This window comes from Seonamhaeicola sp. ABD4_340 (assembly GCF_056312135.1).
In genome coordinates this window covers 2,636,477-2,656,524 of sequence record NZ_CM149981.1, presented here as the reverse complement: position 1 = coordinate 2,656,524, position 20,048 = coordinate 2,636,477, and the positions used below count along the sequence as shown (strand labels likewise).

23 protein-coding genes are annotated in these 20,048 nt (G+C 31.9%); all 23 read left to right on the top strand.

Annotated elements, in window-relative coordinates; genetic code table 11:
• Positions 1 to 105: 105 nt before the first annotated feature.
• The 23 genes from ACYX4H_RS11485 (at position 106) to ACYX4H_RS11375 (ending at position 19,837) form a co-directional block, all read left to right on the top strand.
• On the top strand, positions 106 to 744 hold the full coding sequence (locus tag ACYX4H_RS11485) for a DMP19 family protein (RefSeq protein ID WP_476236402.1): 639 nt from the start codon (positions 106 to 108) through the stop codon (positions 742 to 744).
• Positions 745 to 905: 161 nt separating this feature from the next.
• Positions 906 to 1,631 carry an SMI1/KNR4 family protein gene (locus ACYX4H_RS11480; RefSeq protein WP_476236401.1) on the top strand — a complete coding sequence of 242 codons (726 nt, stop codon included), beginning with the start codon at positions 906 to 908 and terminating at the stop codon, positions 1,629 to 1,631.
• Positions 1,632 to 2,350: 719 nt separating this feature from the next.
• Positions 2,351 to 3,280: a restriction endonuclease gene (locus ACYX4H_RS11475; RefSeq protein WP_476236399.1), complete on the top strand. Its 930-nt coding sequence runs from the start codon at positions 2,351 to 2,353 to the stop codon at positions 3,278 to 3,280.
• Positions 3,281 to 3,428: 148 nt separating this feature from the next.
• Complete coding sequence (locus ACYX4H_RS11470) at positions 3,429 to 4,118, top strand: hypothetical protein (RefSeq protein WP_476236398.1); 690 nt, start codon at positions 3,429 to 3,431, stop codon at positions 4,116 to 4,118.
• 36 nt (positions 4,119 to 4,154) lie between these two features.
• Entirely contained in the window at positions 4,155 to 4,724 is a 570-nt protein-coding gene (locus tag ACYX4H_RS11465; protein WP_476236397.1) for a hypothetical protein, read from the top strand.
• Between the two features lie 151 nt (positions 4,725 to 4,875).
• Positions 4,876 to 5,421 (top strand): hypothetical protein, encoded by a 546-nt coding sequence (locus ACYX4H_RS11460; protein WP_476236396.1) that lies wholly within the window; start codon positions 4,876 to 4,878, stop codon positions 5,419 to 5,421.
• 162 nt (positions 5,422 to 5,583) lie between these two features.
• Positions 5,584 to 6,465 carry a hypothetical protein gene (locus tag ACYX4H_RS11455; RefSeq protein WP_476236394.1) on the top strand — a complete coding sequence of 294 codons (882 nt, stop codon included), beginning with the start codon at positions 5,584 to 5,586 and terminating at the stop codon, positions 6,463 to 6,465.
• 155 nt (positions 6,466 to 6,620) lie between these two features.
• Positions 6,621 to 7,370 carry a leucine-rich repeat domain-containing protein gene (locus ACYX4H_RS11450; RefSeq protein WP_476236392.1) on the top strand — a complete coding sequence of 250 codons (750 nt, stop codon included), beginning with the start codon at positions 6,621 to 6,623 and terminating at the stop codon, positions 7,368 to 7,370.
• A 168-nt stretch (positions 7,371 to 7,538) separates the two neighbouring features.
• Positions 7,539 to 8,186, top strand: coding sequence for an SLATT domain-containing protein (locus ACYX4H_RS11445; RefSeq protein ID WP_476236390.1), 648 nt, complete (start codon positions 7,539 to 7,541; stop codon positions 8,184 to 8,186).
• A complete protein-coding gene (locus tag ACYX4H_RS11440) occupies positions 8,187 to 8,528 on the top strand; it encodes a hypothetical protein (protein WP_476236389.1) in 342 nt (113 codons plus the stop codon).
• Positions 8,529 to 8,689: 161 nt separating this feature from the next.
• On the top strand, positions 8,690 to 9,622 hold the full coding sequence (locus ACYX4H_RS11435) for an SRPBCC family protein (protein WP_476236388.1): 933 nt from the start codon (positions 8,690 to 8,692) through the stop codon (positions 9,620 to 9,622).
• A 158-nt stretch (positions 9,623 to 9,780) separates the two neighbouring features.
• Entirely contained in the window at positions 9,781 to 10,590 is an 810-nt protein-coding gene (locus tag ACYX4H_RS11430; RefSeq protein ID WP_476236386.1) for an HNH endonuclease, read from the top strand.
• A gap of 621 nt (positions 10,591 to 11,211) precedes the next feature.
• Entirely contained in the window at positions 11,212 to 12,780 is a 1,569-nt protein-coding gene (locus tag ACYX4H_RS11425; RefSeq protein ID WP_476236385.1) for a reverse transcriptase domain-containing protein, read from the top strand.
• Between the two features lie 246 nt (positions 12,781 to 13,026).
• On the top strand, positions 13,027 to 13,632 hold the full coding sequence (locus ACYX4H_RS11420; protein ID WP_476236384.1) for a hypothetical protein: 606 nt from the start codon (positions 13,027 to 13,029) through the stop codon (positions 13,630 to 13,632).
• A gap of 152 nt (positions 13,633 to 13,784) precedes the next feature.
• Positions 13,785 to 14,492, top strand: a complete 708-nt coding sequence (locus ACYX4H_RS11415; RefSeq protein WP_476236383.1) for a hypothetical protein — start codon at positions 13,785 to 13,787, stop codon at positions 14,490 to 14,492.
• Between the two features lie 161 nt (positions 14,493 to 14,653).
• Entirely contained in the window at positions 14,654 to 15,013 is a 360-nt protein-coding gene (locus ACYX4H_RS11410; protein ID WP_476236382.1) for a hypothetical protein, read from the top strand.
• Between the two features lie 139 nt (positions 15,014 to 15,152).
• The gene (locus ACYX4H_RS11405; protein WP_476236380.1) at positions 15,153 to 15,947 is read left to right on the top strand and encodes a cation efflux transmembrane domain-containing protein; all 795 of its coding nucleotides are present in this window, start codon (positions 15,153 to 15,155) and stop codon (positions 15,945 to 15,947) included.
• A 159-nt stretch (positions 15,948 to 16,106) separates the two neighbouring features.
• The gene (locus ACYX4H_RS11400; protein ID WP_476236379.1) at positions 16,107 to 17,078 is read left to right on the top strand and encodes a DUF2806 domain-containing protein; all 972 of its coding nucleotides are present in this window, start codon (positions 16,107 to 16,109) and stop codon (positions 17,076 to 17,078) included.
• 158 nt (positions 17,079 to 17,236) lie between these two features.
• Positions 17,237 to 17,893, top strand: coding sequence for a hypothetical protein (locus ACYX4H_RS11395; protein WP_476236378.1), 657 nt, complete (start codon positions 17,237 to 17,239; stop codon positions 17,891 to 17,893).
• 149 nt (positions 17,894 to 18,042) lie between these two features.
• Positions 18,043 to 18,516: an RDD family protein gene (locus ACYX4H_RS11390; protein WP_476236377.1), complete on the top strand. Its 474-nt coding sequence runs from the start codon at positions 18,043 to 18,045 to the stop codon at positions 18,514 to 18,516.
• Positions 18,517 to 18,699: 183 nt separating this feature from the next.
• A complete protein-coding gene (locus ACYX4H_RS11385; RefSeq protein WP_476236376.1) occupies positions 18,700 to 19,014 on the top strand; it encodes a hypothetical protein in 315 nt (104 codons plus the stop codon).
• A 4-nt stretch (positions 19,015 to 19,018) separates the two neighbouring features.
• Positions 19,019 to 19,375, top strand: a complete 357-nt coding sequence (locus ACYX4H_RS11380) for a hypothetical protein (protein ID WP_476236375.1) — start codon at positions 19,019 to 19,021, stop codon at positions 19,373 to 19,375.
• A 204-nt stretch (positions 19,376 to 19,579) separates the two neighbouring features.
• A complete protein-coding gene (locus tag ACYX4H_RS11375) occupies positions 19,580 to 19,837 on the top strand; it encodes a hypothetical protein (protein ID WP_476236374.1) in 258 nt (85 codons plus the stop codon).
• Positions 19,838 to 20,048: the final 211 nt, after the last annotated feature.

Below are 20,048 nucleotides of genomic sequence, written 5' to 3'. Positions count from 1 at the left end.
CGAATCCACTCGGAATTGCTAACGTCAGTGCTAAACCGAAAATCATTAACTTTAATCCCGTAACTATCGGTTATACGAGACCGTTAGCCACAATGTAACCATCCAATGAACAAAAAGATAATAACGATAATGATTCTATCTTCCATATTAAGTTTTTTCGGCTGTAAAAAAGAAAAAGAGAAATCTGAAGTTGACCTTGAAATCGAAAAAGTATTGAATTCTGTGGATGATTGGAAAAACAGAAAAATACATAAAGTTCTGACTAAAGAAATATTGGATTCCATTCCTGACGATGAACTTGAACAATCTGTTTTCGATAATATTTACGAAATAATTGGAGACGATTACGAAAATGAACTCTCAAATATCCAAAAACTGACTAATGGACAACAAGGGTTTTGGGCGACTTGGATTATAGAAGGAGAAGTGAATAATGGTGGATTTAATCAATTCTATTTTAATTCGAGTGGACAGTACGCAAAAATGGCTGAAATCGGATTTAAAACAATTGGAGCGAAAAAGTATGCGGAACTAACTTCTCGTGCGAATAATATTTATGCAGAAAATAAAGAGCGACTTGCAGAATTTGATGATGGAACTATGGAAAGTTTCAGTGAATCTTATAAAGACAATCCTTTGAATAAACTTGATGATGAATTTTACGAATTAGGAAACATAGAAAGTATTAGCGATTTACGAATTAAATATATTCGAGAACACATAAAAGAATTTACAACTGAATAAAAAACACAGTGGCTAACACCGTATATAATTTATTGCTAGTTCTAGCCTACTTACGAAAATCCTCGCGGATTTTCTATTCGGTTTTTATTTGCTAAATTAGGTGTTTAAACCACGCAACAAACCATATACAAACACGTTAGCAGTTATTTGAGAAAAACGATATGACAAATCTTGAAATAATAGGAAAATTAAAAGAATCCACCTTTACAGACGAAGATGGAGAAAAATACCAACTTGAATTTCAAGATGGATTATCTGATTCGGAAATTGAACAACTAAAAGAACAATTCCCAAATAAAAATATTGACAGCGAAATAATCGAAATACTTAAAGAAACCAAAGGTTGGGATGGTTATGGACCTGAAATGGTTTATTTCGACTCAATTGGACAATTCGGATTTTGGGAATTATCCGCAAATTCTCTTACACTTGGACACGATGGATTTGGAAATCATTGGATTTTGGACTTGAATGATAATGGAAAACCGAATAAAGTATTCTTTGCTTGTCACGACCCAGCGGTATTTGTTGTCCACTCACAAAACTTGAATGAATATCTAAAGCATTTGTTGGAATTTTATGAAAGCCCAGACAAATGCCATATGAATGAAATTCACGACAAAACAGTTATGACAATTTGGGACGAAAACAACTTGTGTTCATCCAAAACTGAATTTGAAAATAAAAATCCTGAATTTAGAGATTTTCTGAAAAAATTTGACGGAGACGAATGGACTGTTGCTGACTTGAGAAAGGGAAAAAATAAAGATGGTTTTGCTTGGGGAAAGTTTGGTGCGAATCAATTTACGGAAAGACATCCAACCGAATTAGTTTGGGTAATAAAAAATAAGAAAAAAGGCTTTTTATCAAGACTTTTTGGAAAATAAAAACAACTGCTAACACGGTGTATAAAACATAGCTAGTAAGTGCTTAACCCAAAGGTTTGTGCTTATTTGCAAAGACCGCCAAATTTTTAATTTGGCTTTTAAAAATGATAAATTAAAAACAAAATATAAAAATTCGGCTCTGTGCTAATTCGAAAAGTTCGTACATTTTTACACGCTACGTTTCATACACTAGACCGTTAGTTTCAATGCTGGAGCAAGTTTGCGGTTAGAAAAATGCCTGGTGCTTAGATTCGAATTTTTTTTTTGAATTTTAAGATAGACAATTCCGAAAAAGATTACTGCCGAGTTTCAAAATTTTGCGGATTAAAAACTCTAAAATTGGAGTGAATAACTGTGCGGATTTTGACAAACGTTGCGGAAACCCTAAAATTATGAATAAAATTTACTGTGGACTTCCACTCTGCTGAATAAAAAAAAATTATATCGGATTTTGAGCTTTTTGCGGATTGGAAAAACCTTGCGGATTAACCAATCAAAATCTGATAAAAAAAATAAATTGAGCGGATTTGGTTACCGACTGATTTTCAATCAAAAAAAAGCACTAAAACTAACATTGTATATAAAAAATTGCTAGTTTTACCTTAAACAAATGGAAGTTGCTCGTTTGCTTGCTTCCGATTTTCCTCCGGAAAATCGCCGCTCACAAACACGCAACTTTCCATATACGAACCGTTGTAATGCATTTAAGACCAAACTAAATGGCAATACCAAAACACGATAAAATAAGAGTTCCAGTGATGGAATTATTGAATAAAAACGGAACAATGAAACTTCGAGATTTCATTGAACCTTTATCTGAACATTTCGGACTTACTGATGAGGAAGTTAACGAAATGTATCCTTCTGGAAATGGACATATTTTTTATGACCGAATTTCTTGGGCGTTGAGTTATCTGAATATGGCAGGACTTTTAGACAAGCCAAAACGAGGAATGTATAAAATCAATGATTCAGGAATTCAATTATTAAAAACACCTGAAAAAGTTGATAAATACATTGAGGAACAACTTGAAAAAAGAGAGCCAACACGACAAAAGAAAAAAACAACAGAAGAACAATTAACAATTGATGAATCTTCTTCAGAACTTACGCCACAAGAAAAACTTTACTCTTCATTTTCGAACATAAGAAAATCTGTTTATACAGAAATTCTAAATACAATTTTGACCAAAACACCAACTGCTTTTGAGAAATTAGTGGTTTTACTACTTCAAAAAATGGGGTATGGCGGAGAAATTGAAAATTCTGGACTTGTGACAAAAGTTTCGAATGATGGCGGAATTGATGGAATAATAAAAGAGGATGTTCTTGGACTTGGACGGATTCATATTCAAGCTAAACGTTACAGAATTGACAGTTCAATCGGACGTGAGGAAATTCAAAAATTTGTTGGTGCATTAGCTGTTGCTCAATCAAATAAAGGAGTTTTTATTACGACTTCTTATTATTCAAAAGGAGCGATTGAATATGCAAATAACTTGAATGGTTCAACAACTTTGGTACTGATAGACGGAAAACAACTTGCGGAATACATCTATGATTATGGACTTGGAATGCAAGTTGAGCAAACAATAGAAATTAAGAAGTTGGATGCCGATTTTTGGGATTCAATGAAAGATGATGAATAATAAAAAACGCATTACAACAATGGCTATAAGTAATTGCTTATTCTCGCCTACTTCTGAAAATCCTCGCGGATTTTCAGTTTGGTGTGTGCTTGCAAAGTTAAGTGCTAACCCACGCAACTACTCATAGCCGAGACCGTTGGGCTTCATTATGAAAAAACTGCATTCGACAATAATTTTGCTTTTGATTTCAAATCTGACAATTGCATGTACTTGTAAATGGGGTGGAAACTTTATTAAAGCTGGAAAAAACGCTGAATTGATTCTTCTCGTTAAAGTAATCGAAGAAAATTTCCACCTACACAATGGAAAAATATTTCACAATTTAGAGGATACCATTCACGAAACCTTTAAATCAGAATATGACAATGGTAAAGATGAATATTGGCAATCAGTGGACTTAGAGGTATTGACCGTAGTTAAAGGTGAATTTAAAAAGAAAAAAATTCGATTATTCGGATCATTCGGTGGAGCGGTTTGTAGATCAGGTGTACGACACATGAAAAAAGGTAAAAGTTATATTATAATCCCATATTTATCAAAATATGCATTCGAGAGATTTCCTAATGAAATGGAAGATGATTTCTTTATGTGGGGTTGTTCTGAGACATCAATTGAATATCTCCCTAAATTAAATATGGTTTATGGAAGCATTAAGGGTAAGAAATTTTATAGAAGAGAAATCAAATATGAATACAACAAACTGTTGAAAAAAATAACGAAGCCCAACAACGGCTATAGTTCATTGCTTCTGACTTTCCTCTCGGAAAGGCCTCGCAAATTTGCTATCTTCGTTTTACGGCGGAAAATCCTAACGGATTTTCACGCAACGAAACCATAGCCAAACACGTTGTAACCAATTTAAGAAAACCGATAAATGATATTTTTAACTCAAGAGCCTTTTTCTTTCCAAAAAACTCTTCTGATTGCATTAATAGGAGCCATAATTGGACAAACTCTGATTTTATTAATCAGTTGGGCAAAGAGAAAAATTGATTTATCACGAAAGAAGAAAATGATTATTAATGATTTGAATAATCAAAATAAAACTCTTGATTCAATTACGGAAAAGTTTATTGAACTGAATAACTTATTTGTAAAGAAAGAAACTGACCTTTTTACTACAAGTATTTTTCAAACTTTACAATTGGACATTTATCAAAGTGTTCCAAAAAACGAACTTCATTCAATATTTAAAAAAGATTTAGCAACATTAGTTGATATTTATAAATCAATAGAATTTATAAAAGACAATGGACCATATTGGGTTTATAAAGATTATTTAACAAAATCGGAATTACATCTCGAAGAAAAAAAGAATGAACCCAATCACGACTTTTACTGTGAAACTCATATCGGATTTATAGAAATTGCAAAAAAGAACATTCAAAACAATTTGAATACAATAAAGGATACTAAAAGAAAAATCAAGAAAATAACTAAATAAAAAAACTGGTTACAACAATGTATAACCGCAATTACGGTGGATTCGACTACGTCCGAATCCACTCGGAATTGCTAACGTCAGTTCTAAACCGAAAAACTTCGTATATTTATCCGTAACTGACGGTTATACGAGACCGTTGTAAAACATTTGAATGAAATACATTTTAACAATCATATTTTCATTTCTGATTTGTAATTTTTCAATTGCACAACACACTTTGGAGTTTGACAAAATTGCTTCTAAAATAAAACCTTTAGAAACAATAGTCGTTGACATCAAATTCAAAAACGGAAATCAAAAAGAAAAAGGAACTAATATAATCTATGAATTTGGAGATTATGAATATACCTATTCAACCGGAAAAAGAATTGAATATTATAAAAGCGGACAAATAATGACCGAATCTGAATACGATTTATATGGAAACATTCTGAGCTGTAAATTGTACGATGGAAACGGAGATATTTTACGAGAATCTAAAACATTGAAAATTGACACTAAAGCAAAAACTATAGAGGAATTTTTGCATTTAAATAAATATTATGAAATTCTGACTTATGAGAAAAAATATAAATACTCTTTTAAATTATGTAAATGGTATTTATTTTCAGAGGGACAAATGCTTAATGACAAGAAAATCGGAAAATGGAAAAAATATTCTGACGATGGAAAAATAAAAAAAGAGTCTGAATATTAAAAAACGTTTTACAACAACGTATAAAATTAATTGCTAGTATAAGCCTACTTACGAAAATCCTTGCGGATTTTCTATTCGGTTTGTATTTGCTAAATTAGGTGCTTAAAACACGCAACTAATCTTATACAAACACGTTAGGCAACATTAAAACCAAATCAACGAATGAAAAGAACAATATTTTTATTATTAGTAATTCTACCTATTTTGATTTTCGGACAAAGCGAATTTTGTGACAAAAGTTTCGGAGAAAGTTATTTTCCACTTCAAATCGGATTTGAAAAACATATCACTTGGGGAAATGCATTTTATGTGGAAAAAGTAACTGAAAAAATAGAAATCGACGGAAAAGAATATTTCAAATATGAGCAAGATTTTAGAAATGGAACCGTATATGACCTATTGTTGAGAAATCAAAATGACACAATTTTTATGTATAACGAGGTTAAGAAAACAGAACAGATACTTTTAATTGCAAAACCTCAAAAAGGAATCAAATGGGAGACTGGAAAAGTTGCCGAAATTGACGGAAGTTTTGAGACGCCTTATTGTAACTATGAAAACCTAATTGTAGTTGAAAACAAATACTCAAATGGCACTAAAGAAAAACGTTATTACAAAAAAGGATTGGGACTTGTTGCTATAACAAGCAAACAAGGGATTAAAGGAATTTGCTTACCGAACAAAGAAGAAGCTGAATCACTTGTTCAACCATTATCATACGTCGGTTGTGAAAATGAAGCAGATAAGGATAAAATAACTGAATGTACAATGAAATCTATTCATTCCTATGTTATTGAGAAATTGAAAACTGCAAATATCAAACCACCAAAAGAAGACGGAATCCTAAAATATAAGGTAAACATTGCGAAAACTGGATATGTAACTAACGTGGAAACCTTGAACTCAATTCCAGGTGGAAACCAAGCGAGAAAAGAAATTAAAAAAATAATAGAATCACTGCCTAAATTTATTCCTACCAAAACTGCTGACAAAAAAGCTGTAGGAACAAATATTGAATTGTCGATTCCGATTAAAACAAAATAACGTTGCCTAACAATGGCTATAAGTAATTGCTTGTTCTCGCCTATTTCTGAAAATCCTCGCGGATTTTCAGTTTGGTGTGTACTTGCAAAGTTAACCGCTAAACCACGCAACTACTCATAGCCGAGACCGTTGGGTGCAATTTAAAACGAACGACATTGAGTCTAGAAAAGAAAGATATTAAATACGGATTTTGGAACATCAAGAATAGAAAACCTGAATATCTAACTTTTGACAGTAATAAAATAAATAAAGTTAAATGGTTATGTATCGGATTCCAGAACGAAGACAATAAAACCAAAGAACTAAAAATCTGGAATAGCATGCTTGGACAACTAGATAATGTTGAATACGTTTGGACTTATCATAAGTTAAACCAAACAACATTTGAATCCATTTGCCGAATGAAAAACCTAAAAGGAATAAACATCAAATGGAGTTCTATAAAAGACTTGGAATGCTTAAAAGACAAAACTGAAATTGAGCATTTGAATCTTGGTTTATCAACTAGTATAGAAAGCATTCAACCAATATGCGAATTACCAAAACTAATCACTCTGGAATCGGAAAACTTAAAAAAGGTTAGTGATTGGAATTCTTTAGCTAATCTTAAGCAACTAGAAGGGCTTGGAATCAGCGGAGGAATGTACGAACGACTAAAGCTAAAATCAATTGATTTTATAAGCGAGTTAATTAATCTAAAATACCTTTATCTTATGTCCACCAAAATCTTGGACAATTCTTTAAAACCAATCGAAAGATTGAAAGAATTAGAAAACTTAAGATTAACTCTAGATTGTTCGGAAGAAGAATTAACCCAGTTGCGAAACAAAATGCCAAAGTTAAAATATGGTAATGTTACGAATGACAAACAAACTCAATATTTAAAAAGAATTTTTGGAAAATAATAAAAACTGCACCCAACAATGTATAACCGCAATTACGGCGGATTCGACTACGTCCGAATCCACTCGGAATTGCTAACGTCAGTGTTTAATCCGAAAATTAGTGTATATTTATCCGTAACTGACGGTTATACTGCACCGTTACCACACATTTGAACAAAAAAACGAACATTGGAGAAAAAGAAATCATATAAGGATTATTTAGACAAAACATTTCTTGAGGAATTGAATTACAAAATTTGGTCAACGAAAGGCAGTAGATTTAATGCAGGTAAAAGACTTTTGAAAGTAGCTGACTTATCAAATTTATGCTTAAGTATGTTATCTGTATATTTAATATCAGTCGGACTTTTATCTGTTTATAATATATATTCAGCAGAAACAATTGACGAAAACCTAATTGCCTATTCAATTACCAGTCTTTCAATATTATTATTAGTGTTTGGACAAATTGAGAACGCAAAAGACTTCAGTACAAAAGCTAAGCAATTTCATACTTGCGGACTTGAATTATCAAAACTGTATAATGATTTAAGGATTTTTAAAACTCTAAAAGAGAAACCAAAATTGAATGAAAAGAAAGAATTTGCAGAAAAAATATCTGACAAATATGAACGAATTTTGGAAAGACACGAAAATCACGAGCCAATTGACCATAATATGTTCAAAGCATCAAAAGCTGATTATCACGAATTAAGCAAAATAGATGTTTACAAAATAAAAGCTGATTACTACATTAAAACAAGTTTGATTTATCACTTTTTAATAATATTTCCACCAATAATTATAATTGGACTTTTAATTAAAACTAACTTATAAATGACACTTAAAGAATTTGAAGAAAAATCTAAAATAATTAGAAAAGAAATCTTTGATGAGAGTCTATTAAAACAACCGAGTATTTACTCTTTAAAAAGAGTTGGAAATCAACTTTTAGATATTGTAAAAACAATGAAATCTGAAAATTCCGAAATGATTCCTACTCTTCAATCATTAAAAATGGACTTAGATATATATTTAGCAGATTTAGGTGGAGAACTTCAGCACGATTATGACAAAAACAATAAAAGATATAAAGGAAAATGGTCGAATGAAAGTAGAAAAATCAATGGATTTATTTCTCGACTAAAAACTTACATTTTGGAAAAAGAAACTGAATAAAAACGTGTGGTAACAACGTATATAATTTATTGCTAGTTCTAGCCTACTTACGAAAATCCTCACGGATTTTCTATTCGGTTTTTATTTGCTAAATTACGAGTTAAACCACGCAACAAACCATATACAAAACCGTTGTAAAACATTAGAACGAAATCCTAGAAATGAAGAAAAACCCGAAACTATTTTCAATTTTAATCACTCTAATTGTATCTGCGATTTTAGGATATATAGAAATTGGAATTTTTAAAGAATATGGTTGGACTGTATTTCTTGTTATTCCATTCATAATTGGATTTCTACCACCTTTCATTAATGGCAAATTATCAGAAATAAGTAAAAAAGAGAGTTATAAATTGAGTTTTCTAACACTCGGAATTGTTTTAATTGGACTTTTGATTTTCGCAATTGAAGGAATGATTTGTATTGCAATGTCTTTGCCATTAATCGCTTTATTAGTTTGGCTTGGCTCTTATTTAGGATTTAAAGCAAACTCTGGAAAGTGGATAAATCCGACAAATACAACAATTGGACTTCTTGTCATTTGCGTAAGTTCAATGAGTTTTGACTATGTCAATGAACCTGAAAACTTAATTCCTGTTAGAACGAAAGTTATTGTTAACTCAAATATTGAGAATGTTTGGAAAAACGTTGTGACTTTTGACAAAATAGACGAACCAACTGACTGGATATTTAAAACTGGAATTTCATATCCAACAGACGCAACTATTAAAGGAACTGGAATTGGAGCAATCAGATATTGTAATTTTACGACTGGTAGTTTTGTAGAACCAATCACAACTTGGAACGAACCGAATTTATTGCAATTTGACGTAAAAGAACAACCAATTCCTATGAATGAATTTAATCCGTTTTGGGAAATTCATCCACCACATTTAGATGGTTATTTCAAGTCATATAAAGGTCAATTTAAACTGACCAAAATCGGAGAAAATAAAACGGAATTAGAAGGAACGACTTGGTATAAAGTAGATATTACACCAGAAATTTACTGGAAAACTTGGTCTGATTTTATAATTCACAGAATACATAAACGAGTATTGAACCATATAAAAATAGAAACTGAAAATAAATAACGTTTTACAACAACGGCTATAATTCATTGCGGTTGAATTCCTAATCGGAATTCAACGCAAGTTTGCTATCTTTCGGCTACGGCGGAAAGAATCCTGCGGATTTTTCCGCAATGAAATCATAGCCAAAACCGTTGTAAGTAATTTAAGAACAGAACAATATGAACACATTTCTTTTTGCTTGGAATCCTAACAGATGGGATTGGGAAGATTTACAAGAAAGCATTGAGCATCTTGAAAAAGTTGGATATGTTGAAAGAAGATGGAGTTGTGGAAATTCAAAGAGCATTAGAAAAGGAGACAGAATTTTCTTAATTAGATTAGGTAACGAACCAAGAGGAATAATGGGAAGTGGTTATGCCAAATCTTCATACTACGTTGCACCTCATTGGGACGGAACAGAAAATAAAACGACTAACTACATTGATATTGAATTCGATATTCTAATTAACCCAAACGAAAACAAGTTATTTGACAAAGAATCTTTAGAAAGTATTGACAAAAACAATTTACAACAATGGTTTCCTCAACAAAGCGGAATTTCAATAAAAGAAGAAGTTTTGGAAAGTTTGGAATCTAACTGGTTTAACTTTATAAAGGAGAATAAATACATAAAGAATAGTTTTGTTTCTAATGATGTTACAACACAATTTAAAAAAACATATAAAGAAGGTAAATCGAAAGACATTGTACAAACTCGATATGAAAGAAATCCTGAAGCCCGAAAGAGATGTTTAAAGCATTTTGGCTATTCTTGTAAAGTCTGTTCTTATGATTTTGAAAAACATTTTGGAGAAATCGGAAAAGGATTTATTCACGTCCATCACATAAATCAGATTTCGGAAATAGGAAAGGAATATGAAGTTGACCCAATAAAAGACTTAATTCCTGTTTGTCCAAACTGTCACGCAATGATTCATTCAAAACGACCTGCTTTTACGATAAAGGAAATTAAAGAAATAATAAGATAAAAAACTACTTACAACAATGGCTATAAGTAATTGCTTGTTCTCGCCTACTTCTGAAAATCCTCGCGGATTTTCAGTTTGGTGTGTACTTGCAAAGTTAAGTGCTAAACCACGCAACTACTCATAGCCGAGACCGTTGTGCGTAATGCCGAAAAAAACTTTGCGTTTCATTAAAATTCTTGCTGAACTGACAATAGAAATGCCAATATGTCACAAACCTTATAAGATTAAACTGATTTTGTAATAAATAAAGCAATGGAACGATTTGTGATTGCTACATTCAACGGATTGAGTGTTGGGACAAGACTGGTAGGTACGTTTTATGCAAAGTGCACATTAGTGTTCCACGCGCAGGCTTCGGCTGACGTGTGAAGAGAGATTCCAATCTCGCAAATCTTCATCAATGTTATTAGAAGTTGCATTGAGAGGACTGTGAGTTGAACTGTCTTAGTTTCTATTTCTGCCGATACTATCATAAATGGTGGTGTTAGTAAAGATACGAACTTTATTCTATCAATGAGTGGCGTTGCCTATAGCGAAAGTGAAAAGCAACTTCAGGATTGTATCTACCGATAAGTAAGCCACGACCAACCTCAATCCTTTTTTTATAATCAACAGATGAATATGAATGATGAATGGCTGAAATTTAAAAAGTATCCTCATATTGGAAAACCGCTAACCAGCAAAAAGGATAAAAAGTGGTTAAAAAATTACGTAAATAACCCTGAGAATATCGCCAACCATAAGTTCGTACCTCTTTTACATAGAACTTTAAGTCAAAGAAAATATAGACCACTTGAAAATGCACCAAAAAACATTAGTGGTAAAAGGAAAAGAACGGTAAGTGATAAAAAAGAACGCCATATATACTTTCCCTCACATTTAGATTCAATTATTTATAGCTACTACAGTCATCTTCTTACAAAAGCCTATGAAGATTATTTGAAAGACAAACCATATGGTTCAGTCGCTGTTGCTTACAGAAAGATACCAATTGGTAATGGTAAAAGCGGGAATAAATCGAATATCGAATTTGCGTTTGAGGCATTTGAATTTATAGAGAATAACAAACATAGGAAGCTATCTATAATAGTGGCTGATGTAACTTCATTTTTTGACAATTTAGACCATCGGATTTTACATAGTCAATGGAAACGTGTATTGAACACTAACAATCTACCAGATGACCATTATACAATATTTAAAAATTTGGTAGACAACAAATATGTAAATGAGAATGAATTATTTAAAAGGTTTCAACATAAACTAATAATAGAAAGGTTCTTGCCTAATGACACCTCACAAAAGGTTCTTAAGCGCAAAAAAGTGAGTAAAATCTACAATATGCGACACGAAAATGTAGTCGCTTTTTGTGATAAGGATGAGTTTTTCGAAGAAGCGACAGACTTAATTAGAACGGATAAACCATATAAAAAAGATATTCGTCAAAAACTCAACAAAAAAGAGAAGAAAGGAATTCCTCAAGGCACGCCAATTAGTGCAACTCTCGCAAATATTTATATGTTAGATTTTGATGATAGAGTTCATTCAGAAACAACATCAAAGAACGCTTATTACCAAAGATATAGTGATGATTTAATAATCATTTGCGACCAAGAGGATGAAAAATATTTTTATAACCTAATCCGTAAAGAAATTGAAGTTGAAGCAAATCTTGACATTCAACCAAAAAAAACCAATACTTACAGATACAAGCTTAACGAGAACTCTGAATTTAACGGAGGTTTAATAAAAAATGAAACTTTAAACCCAAATAAACAATTAGAATATTTAGGGTTTATGTATGATGGCTCAAAAATCAGAGTAAAAACAGCAGGTTTTTCGAAGTTTTATAGAACAATGAAAAGGTCATTTAGACGTGGAGCACATTTTGCGAAAAAAGCACATATTCCATCTGACTCACTTTTTGAAGCACGATTATATAAAAGATTTACGCATTTAGGCTCTCAAAGACGTATGAAATGGTTACCAGATGAAAATAGCCCAACTGGATATAGTCCTTCTAAACAATTCGATTGGGGAAATTTCATCAGTTATCTGAATAAGGCGAATCACGTTATGAAAGAGATAAATAAAGACGACACAATAATTCGACAATACAGAAAAGTTTGGAACAAATTTCACGATGTAAAAAAAGCAACCTACGAAGAAATACTGAGTGATAAAAAATAAAGCACTACGCACAACAATGTATAACCGCAATTACGGCGGATTCGACTACGTCCGAATCCACTCGGAATTGCTAACGTCAGTGCTAAACCGAAAAACTTCGTATATTTATCCGTAACTGACGGTTATACGAGACCGTTATGTCACATAAAATAAAAATAACAGTCAAAAAAGGGTTGACCTCCCAAAATGAAAATGTATTTAAAAATTTTAAATTATATTTACTCAAAATTTATTAAGAAAAAACACATGAAAAATTTATTAATCATAGTATTATTAGTTTTAATTTCCACTTCATGTGAGAAAGAACAAACTAATGAAAACAGTAACTTCTCAAATACATCAGAAGATTTCATAGTAACAGAATTAAATTTGGATTTAGACTTTACTTTAGATGACTATTATGATATCTACTTTAAATCATCAAACCTAAATTCTTTTAACGAAAAATTTTCAGATGAATTATTATCAAATGGAAATTTTTATATTATTAACGATAAAGATTTTACTTTTGTAAGAATTTCTAGTTCTGAATATGAAAAAAAATTAGATAACTCTAAAAATATTAATCAGTATTCAAAAACTGATTCAAGTGTGACATGTAAAACTTGTAGAAGTGAAGACTGTGTCGCTAAAACAATCAAAAAAGCAGTTGGTGACGGCACAAAAACTGTTTATATGAAAGTTAAACCTATTACTACTCTTGGAGTTAGAACTGGTGTTCAAGTTTGTTATTCTCCAAGACCTTTTAAACAAATTGTATTCTCAGATTTAGAAGGAGTTAACAGAGAAGACATTGAGAATATAGACGAATTATTAGTTGATCAAATTAAGGAGGAATGGGAGTCTGAATAAAAAAATATTAACGTGACATAACATAGTATATAAAAAATAGCAGTTAAGAGCCAATCCAAAAGTTTGGTTATTTTCTGCTATTTTTGTTTAAAACCAAAAGCAATAGCATATCAACTCTGCTACTTTCCATATACGAGACCGTTAGCGGTAATATGAAAAAAGTAATCCTCTATACAAGTTTATTCTATATTTTGGTAAGCTGTTTACCAAAACCTGACAATACAGTTATCGAAGTGGAATTACTAAACGACATCTTCCTTGAACTAGTCGGAACTGAATATTATTACGAGAAACCTCCAATGCCGCCAATGCCACTAGAATATGCTGAAAACAATCAAGATTCCATAAACTACTACATTCAAAAGGAAATATTTTACGAAGCTTTCGATAATCCTAAATTGGATAAAGCAGAATTGGTATTGGGAATTGAGCCTTATCATATAAATCCAAAAACGGAATTTATAGGTTGGAATATTCAAGCATCGTCATTCCCTAGAATGTACTATCCAGTTTCCCTGCATTCAAAGGATTTTGACCAACTCTTAACGCAATTAGTTGATAGTACATTGTTTAAGAAAAGTAAATTGGAATTAAGCAAACTAACCCAAACAGGGAATTATATCATCAAGGACTTGGGACAATTAGAAAAACAAAATAAAGAATATTGGAAAAATACGGAATACAGATACATGGGGTCAATAAGATTTTCTGATTTCAAAATAAATCAAAAAAAAGATAAAGCCATTTTCTACTTTGATTTGATGTGTGGGAGTTTATGTGGGTCAGGAGAAATAATATTCTGCGTTAAAGAGAATGGAAAATGGAAAATTGCGGATAGAAATATGCTCTGGGTATCATAAATACTACCGCTAACACCGTATAAAATTAATGGCTAGTTCTCGCCTACTTACGAAAATCCTTGCGGATTTTCTATCTGGTTTTTATTTGCTAAATTAGGTGCTTAAACACGCCACTAATCTTATACAATCACGTTGTGTGTAAGTTAAAATCAGAACGCTGAATGACAGAAACTGTTGAATTGAGAAATAAACCGGAATTAAAATTTATCCTGAATACGGACGAATTTAATGTCATTGATGCTTCCGAACCGAAAAACAACGGAACTTACTCATACACGGAAATAAAAAGTGCGGAATTGAACTCTGAACGGACTAATTGGCTGATTTCAATTTTGAGCGTAATAATCGACCTTTTAACTGGAAGTGGAAACGGAGGAAAATTTAAAACGAAACCAAATTTAACTCTGAAAACAGAAAATCGGAATTTAAAAATATGGCTGAATGATGCGGATTATGGAAAAGCGGAAAAAATAACTGAATTGATAAATAAAAATAAAACCTACACACAACAACGGCTATAGTTCATTGCGGCGGAATTTCCTCGCGGAAATTCCTGCGTGTTTGCAATGTTTGGTTTACGGCGGAATAATTCTGCCGAATCATTCCGCAACGAAACCATAGCCAAGACCGTTGTAGCCAATGCGAAAAAAGAAACCGTGAATGAATAAAACGATATTTGAAATCACAAAAATGGACTGCCCTTCGGAAGAAAATTTAATCCGAATGAAACTAGATGGAAATTCAAATATTGCGAATTTGGACTTTGACATTCCAAACCGAAAATTGACCATTTTTCACAGCGGACAAATTGACCAAATCGAAAAATCTGTTCTCGAACTAAATTTGGGCGCAAAGAAAATCTCGACCGAACAAACTGACCAAACTGATTTTAAAGAAAATACAAACCAAAGAAAACTACTTTGGACTGTACTCGCTATAAATTTTACTTTTTTCCTAATCGAAATGACAACAGGAATAATCTCAAAATCAATGGGACTTGTTGCGGACAGTTTGGATATGCTTGCCGACAGTTTCGTTTATGGAATCAGTTTGTTTGCGGTTGGCGGAACTTTGACAAGAAAAAAACGAATTGCAAAACTCGCTGGATATTTTCAAATAACTCTTGCAGTAATTGGATTTATTGAAGTTTTGAGAAGATTTTTCGGAGCAGAAAAATTGCCCAACTTCTCGACAATGATAATCGTTTCGATTTTTGCACTTATTGCAAACGGAATTTGTTTGTATTTGCTACAAAAATCAAAGAGCAAAGAAGAAGCTCATATGAAAGCAAGTATGATTTTCACTTCAAATGACGTGATAATAAATTTGGGAGTGATAACAGCAGGAATTTTAGTTAATTGGCTAAACTCGAACAAACCTGACTTGATAATCGGAACAATCGTTTTTGTTTTGGTAATTCAAGGTGCGATAAGAATATTAAAACTTGGAAAATGAAAAAAGCACTGGCTACAACAATGGCTATAAACAATTGGGGCGAAAGTGATAAAACGAAACTATAAACATAAAACTAAGGTCGATGCTAAACCGAAAAGTTAAGGCGTAAAACCCCCAACTGTTCATAGCCGAGACCGTTGTGGCAAATATTGAAAAACAATGAGTAAAGAAAATGACAAAGAAATAATCAACTCTTCTGGCTTAGAACCTGAAGATATATTATCTACTGTTGACGGAATACCATTACCACCAGCAATTAAAAAGAATCTTTGGAAATCTCTGGGACGTCTAATAACTGGTGTTGTTGACATTCCTGTTGCTTATTTAGAATCGAAGGCAGAAAGAATAAAAGGGGAAACAACTGCCTTAAACGTATTCAGGACAAAAATTGCGGAAAAAGCATCGGACGAATTTATGCAAGATGAAGGTTTAATGAATCGAGCTGTTGATTATTATGGTTCCAAATTACTTAAAGAACAAATCAATCGTGAAAGTGTTGTAAATAAAACCACGGATGAGTTGAAATTAAATCCGCCTGAGAGCGATACGGAAAAAGAAATTGATGAAGATTGGTTGGATATGTTTTCTCGGATTTCTGAAACTAAATCTAATGAAGAAGTTCAATTAATTCTGTCTAAAATTTTAGCAGGTGAAATTAAAAGACCCGGAAGTTTTGGACCAAAAACCCTTCAAACCTTAACCTTATTAGACCAAGAAACTGCGAAAATATTTAGAGATTTCTGTTCTATAAGTTATGAGCTACCACAATTAGGCGACCAAATGGTACAAGTTATAACTGAACCTTTCGGAAGTCCAGGAAGTAATGCTTTAAAAGACTTTAATTTAAACTATTCAAATTTATCTCAACTTCAAGATGCAGGCTTAATTCAATATGACTTAACTGCTTGGAGAGATATGCATCCTGCACTTTTCGCAATGCCTTTTAAAATAGGCGATAAGTCTTTTCAACTAAACTTAACTGGTGAAATAGACCACAAACAAATAAGAACCAAAATTATAAATTTTACTCGTGTAGGTAGAGAGTTAAGAAAAGTACTTGAAATGAAATCAAACGACTCATATAATGAAAAATTAATTGAGTGGTTAAAGACAAGATTTAAACTAAAATAAAAAAATACTTGCCACAACAATGTATAACCGCAATTACGGCGGATTCGACTACGTCCGAATCCACTCGGAATTGCTAACGTCAGTTCTAAACCGAAAAACTTCGTATATTTATCCGTAACTGACGGTTATACGAGACCGTTACCTGCAAGCTGAAAAAAATGCTGAACTACGATAAAATTTACAAGATTGGAGAATCTTTTTCGAGTAAACCATTTCGAGGAGTGATTGAAAATTATGATTTGGCTGAACCTGAAATTTCTCGCGGAGAAAAGGAAGTATCTGAAATTGTTTCTGTCAAACATTCGATGGGCGGAAAAACTCTCTATGATATTATTTGGACAACTAATGCATTTCCATTAATAGTAAGTGAAAGAGTAATTGAATTATTTAAATCTAATGGAATTACTGGTTGGAAAACATATGATGTCGAAATCCACTCAAAAAAAAATGAATTGATTAGTCAAAAATATTTCGGACTGATTATAACTGGACGTTGTGGATATCGTGACTATTCTAAAAACGCCATAGTAATGGACAAAATCGGAATTACGACAGAGCCACATTCAAAAGGTTTTTTCTTTAAAGACGATTATTGGGATGGTTCGGACTTGTTTATGTGCAAACCAGATGAAAATGGAGAATCGACTATGTTTAGGTTTTGCACTCAAAAAGTAGCTGATTTAATAAAAAAAGAAAAAATAAAGAATCTGTCTCTTGAAAAAGTAACTGACTTTTCTATGTCAATTTCCTTATACAATATTGAGCTGACTGAAAAGCAGAAATTAGAAATGGAAAAATTAAAAGCCAGCAGGTAACAATGTATAACCGCAATTACGGCGGATTCGACTACGTCCGAATCCACTCGGAATTGCTAACGTCAGTGCTAAACCGAATATTTTCGTAAATTTACCCGTAACTGACGGTTATACGAGACCGTTGTGAGCAAGCTGAAAAAAACAATCATTTGAAACCAATATTAGAAAATAGAATTAAGGCATTTGCAATTGATTATTTGATTATGGGACTAATCGGATTTGGAATTGTAGCGTTGACTAACAATCTATTTCTCGGAATGATGATTGTTTATCCTATAACAATGAACAAGGACTTTCTTAATGGAAAAAGTATCGGAAAAAGAATTTTTGGAATCCAAGTGCAAAACCTGAATAGTCAAAAAGCAACGGAATGGAAAAGCTCATTGCGGAATTTTTTACCAATAATTCCATTCGAATTGATTTTTACGATTTTCAGTCCTGAACGCAGAATTGGTGATAGAATTGCGGAAACTAAAGTTGGAGTTGAAAAGGAACATAATCTAAAAACAATAAGTTCGGAATTAAAAAATTACCGAATTAATAAAGAGTTGATTTTCGGAATAATATTCGGAATTGCTAATATTTATGGACTTTTATGGTTATACGGAATAATTTTATCGTGAATAAAAGCCAGCTCACAACAATGTATAACCGCAATTACGGCGGATTCGACTACGTCCGAATCCACTCGGAATTGCTAACGTCAGTGCTAAACCGAAAAATTTGCGTACTTTAACCCGTAACTGACGGTTATACGAGACCGTTACCCACAAGCACCAAGATATTCTCAATTTGATTTAAAAATTATGAGTTCAATTGATTTTCATACATTAATAGTTACGAGAAATGAACTTTTAAAAATTAATAATGATGAGATTGTTGACGAAATAATTAGAATTCTTAAAAATAATGAGATAAAGAAATCAACTAAACGCAATAAATTAAATGATAAAGAGAGTAGTCATTATGTTGTTGATTTAAAACCAGAACATATTGACCAAATAATTGAATTATTTGGAGATTTAGAAAAGGGCTCATTGGATGAAAAATATGAAAGCACTGCTGAGAGTTTAAAATTTTCCAAAATAGTTGATAAATGGACTAATATCATAGATTCCTAAAAATATGTGCGAAGATTGTTTTAAAAAAGAAATTTTAAAATTTGATTCTCAAGAAGATTTTGATGTTTTTCAAAGGTCGATTGATATAAAAATCAACGAGAAAAAATTAAGAACAATAAGAGATGAAAATCACAAAAATTGGGATTTCAAATTAATATATCAATGTGTTTTTTGTAATGAGGAATGGATTTTATCTATTCCTGACAACGCTTGGCGAGGATACTTTTTGACAAAAAACAATGCAATAAAACGAGATAAAGAACTTGAAAGTGAAAGAAAAAAAGGCTCGATAGGTTGTTTTATTATACTAAGCTTAATATTATTGATAATCATAATCCTGACAATAAAAGCCTGTGGGTAACAATATGTATAGTTTATGCTCAAGGTCTGTTATGGTCGATGGAATTACTTGCCATCCAAGGCACAACACTTTTTTTATTGTAACTGTTATTTCATTAAATTAGCTACAAACAAAAAGTATTGCTTTGTGGTCTGCCCGAAGTCTTCGACTTCTTGCTCGCACAAAACCATACACTCACCGTTGTGTTTAATTTAAAAGAACAATATGATAAAAATCAAAAACATAATCATCAATAACGGAATCAAAGAATATAACTTTGACCAAATACATTCTGATAAAAAAATGCATCGATTAGCTAATACAGTTATTACTTGGCATCAACTTGAACCATTATCGGACAAAATAAATTCAGAAAACGGACTTTTTTATATTGAGTGCGATTCTGACTTTAATAAAGGAAAAGGAACTCTTAAAAATGTATCCGACAAACTCATGAAAGAATGTTACGGCGAGGATTTTTAATTGCCTTTTCAGCTATTTTTTGCATATCATCATTATGAAAACCTATAAAATGAGATATTTCTCTAATAATTTGACCAGAAACAACATCATCAAGTTTATATGAATAAACAATATCAACTAAATCTTGAAAATATTTATCATTTACAAACTTTGGATTTGCTTCTATGACATCCGAACTATTGACAACCGACATAAAAAAACTAAACACAAC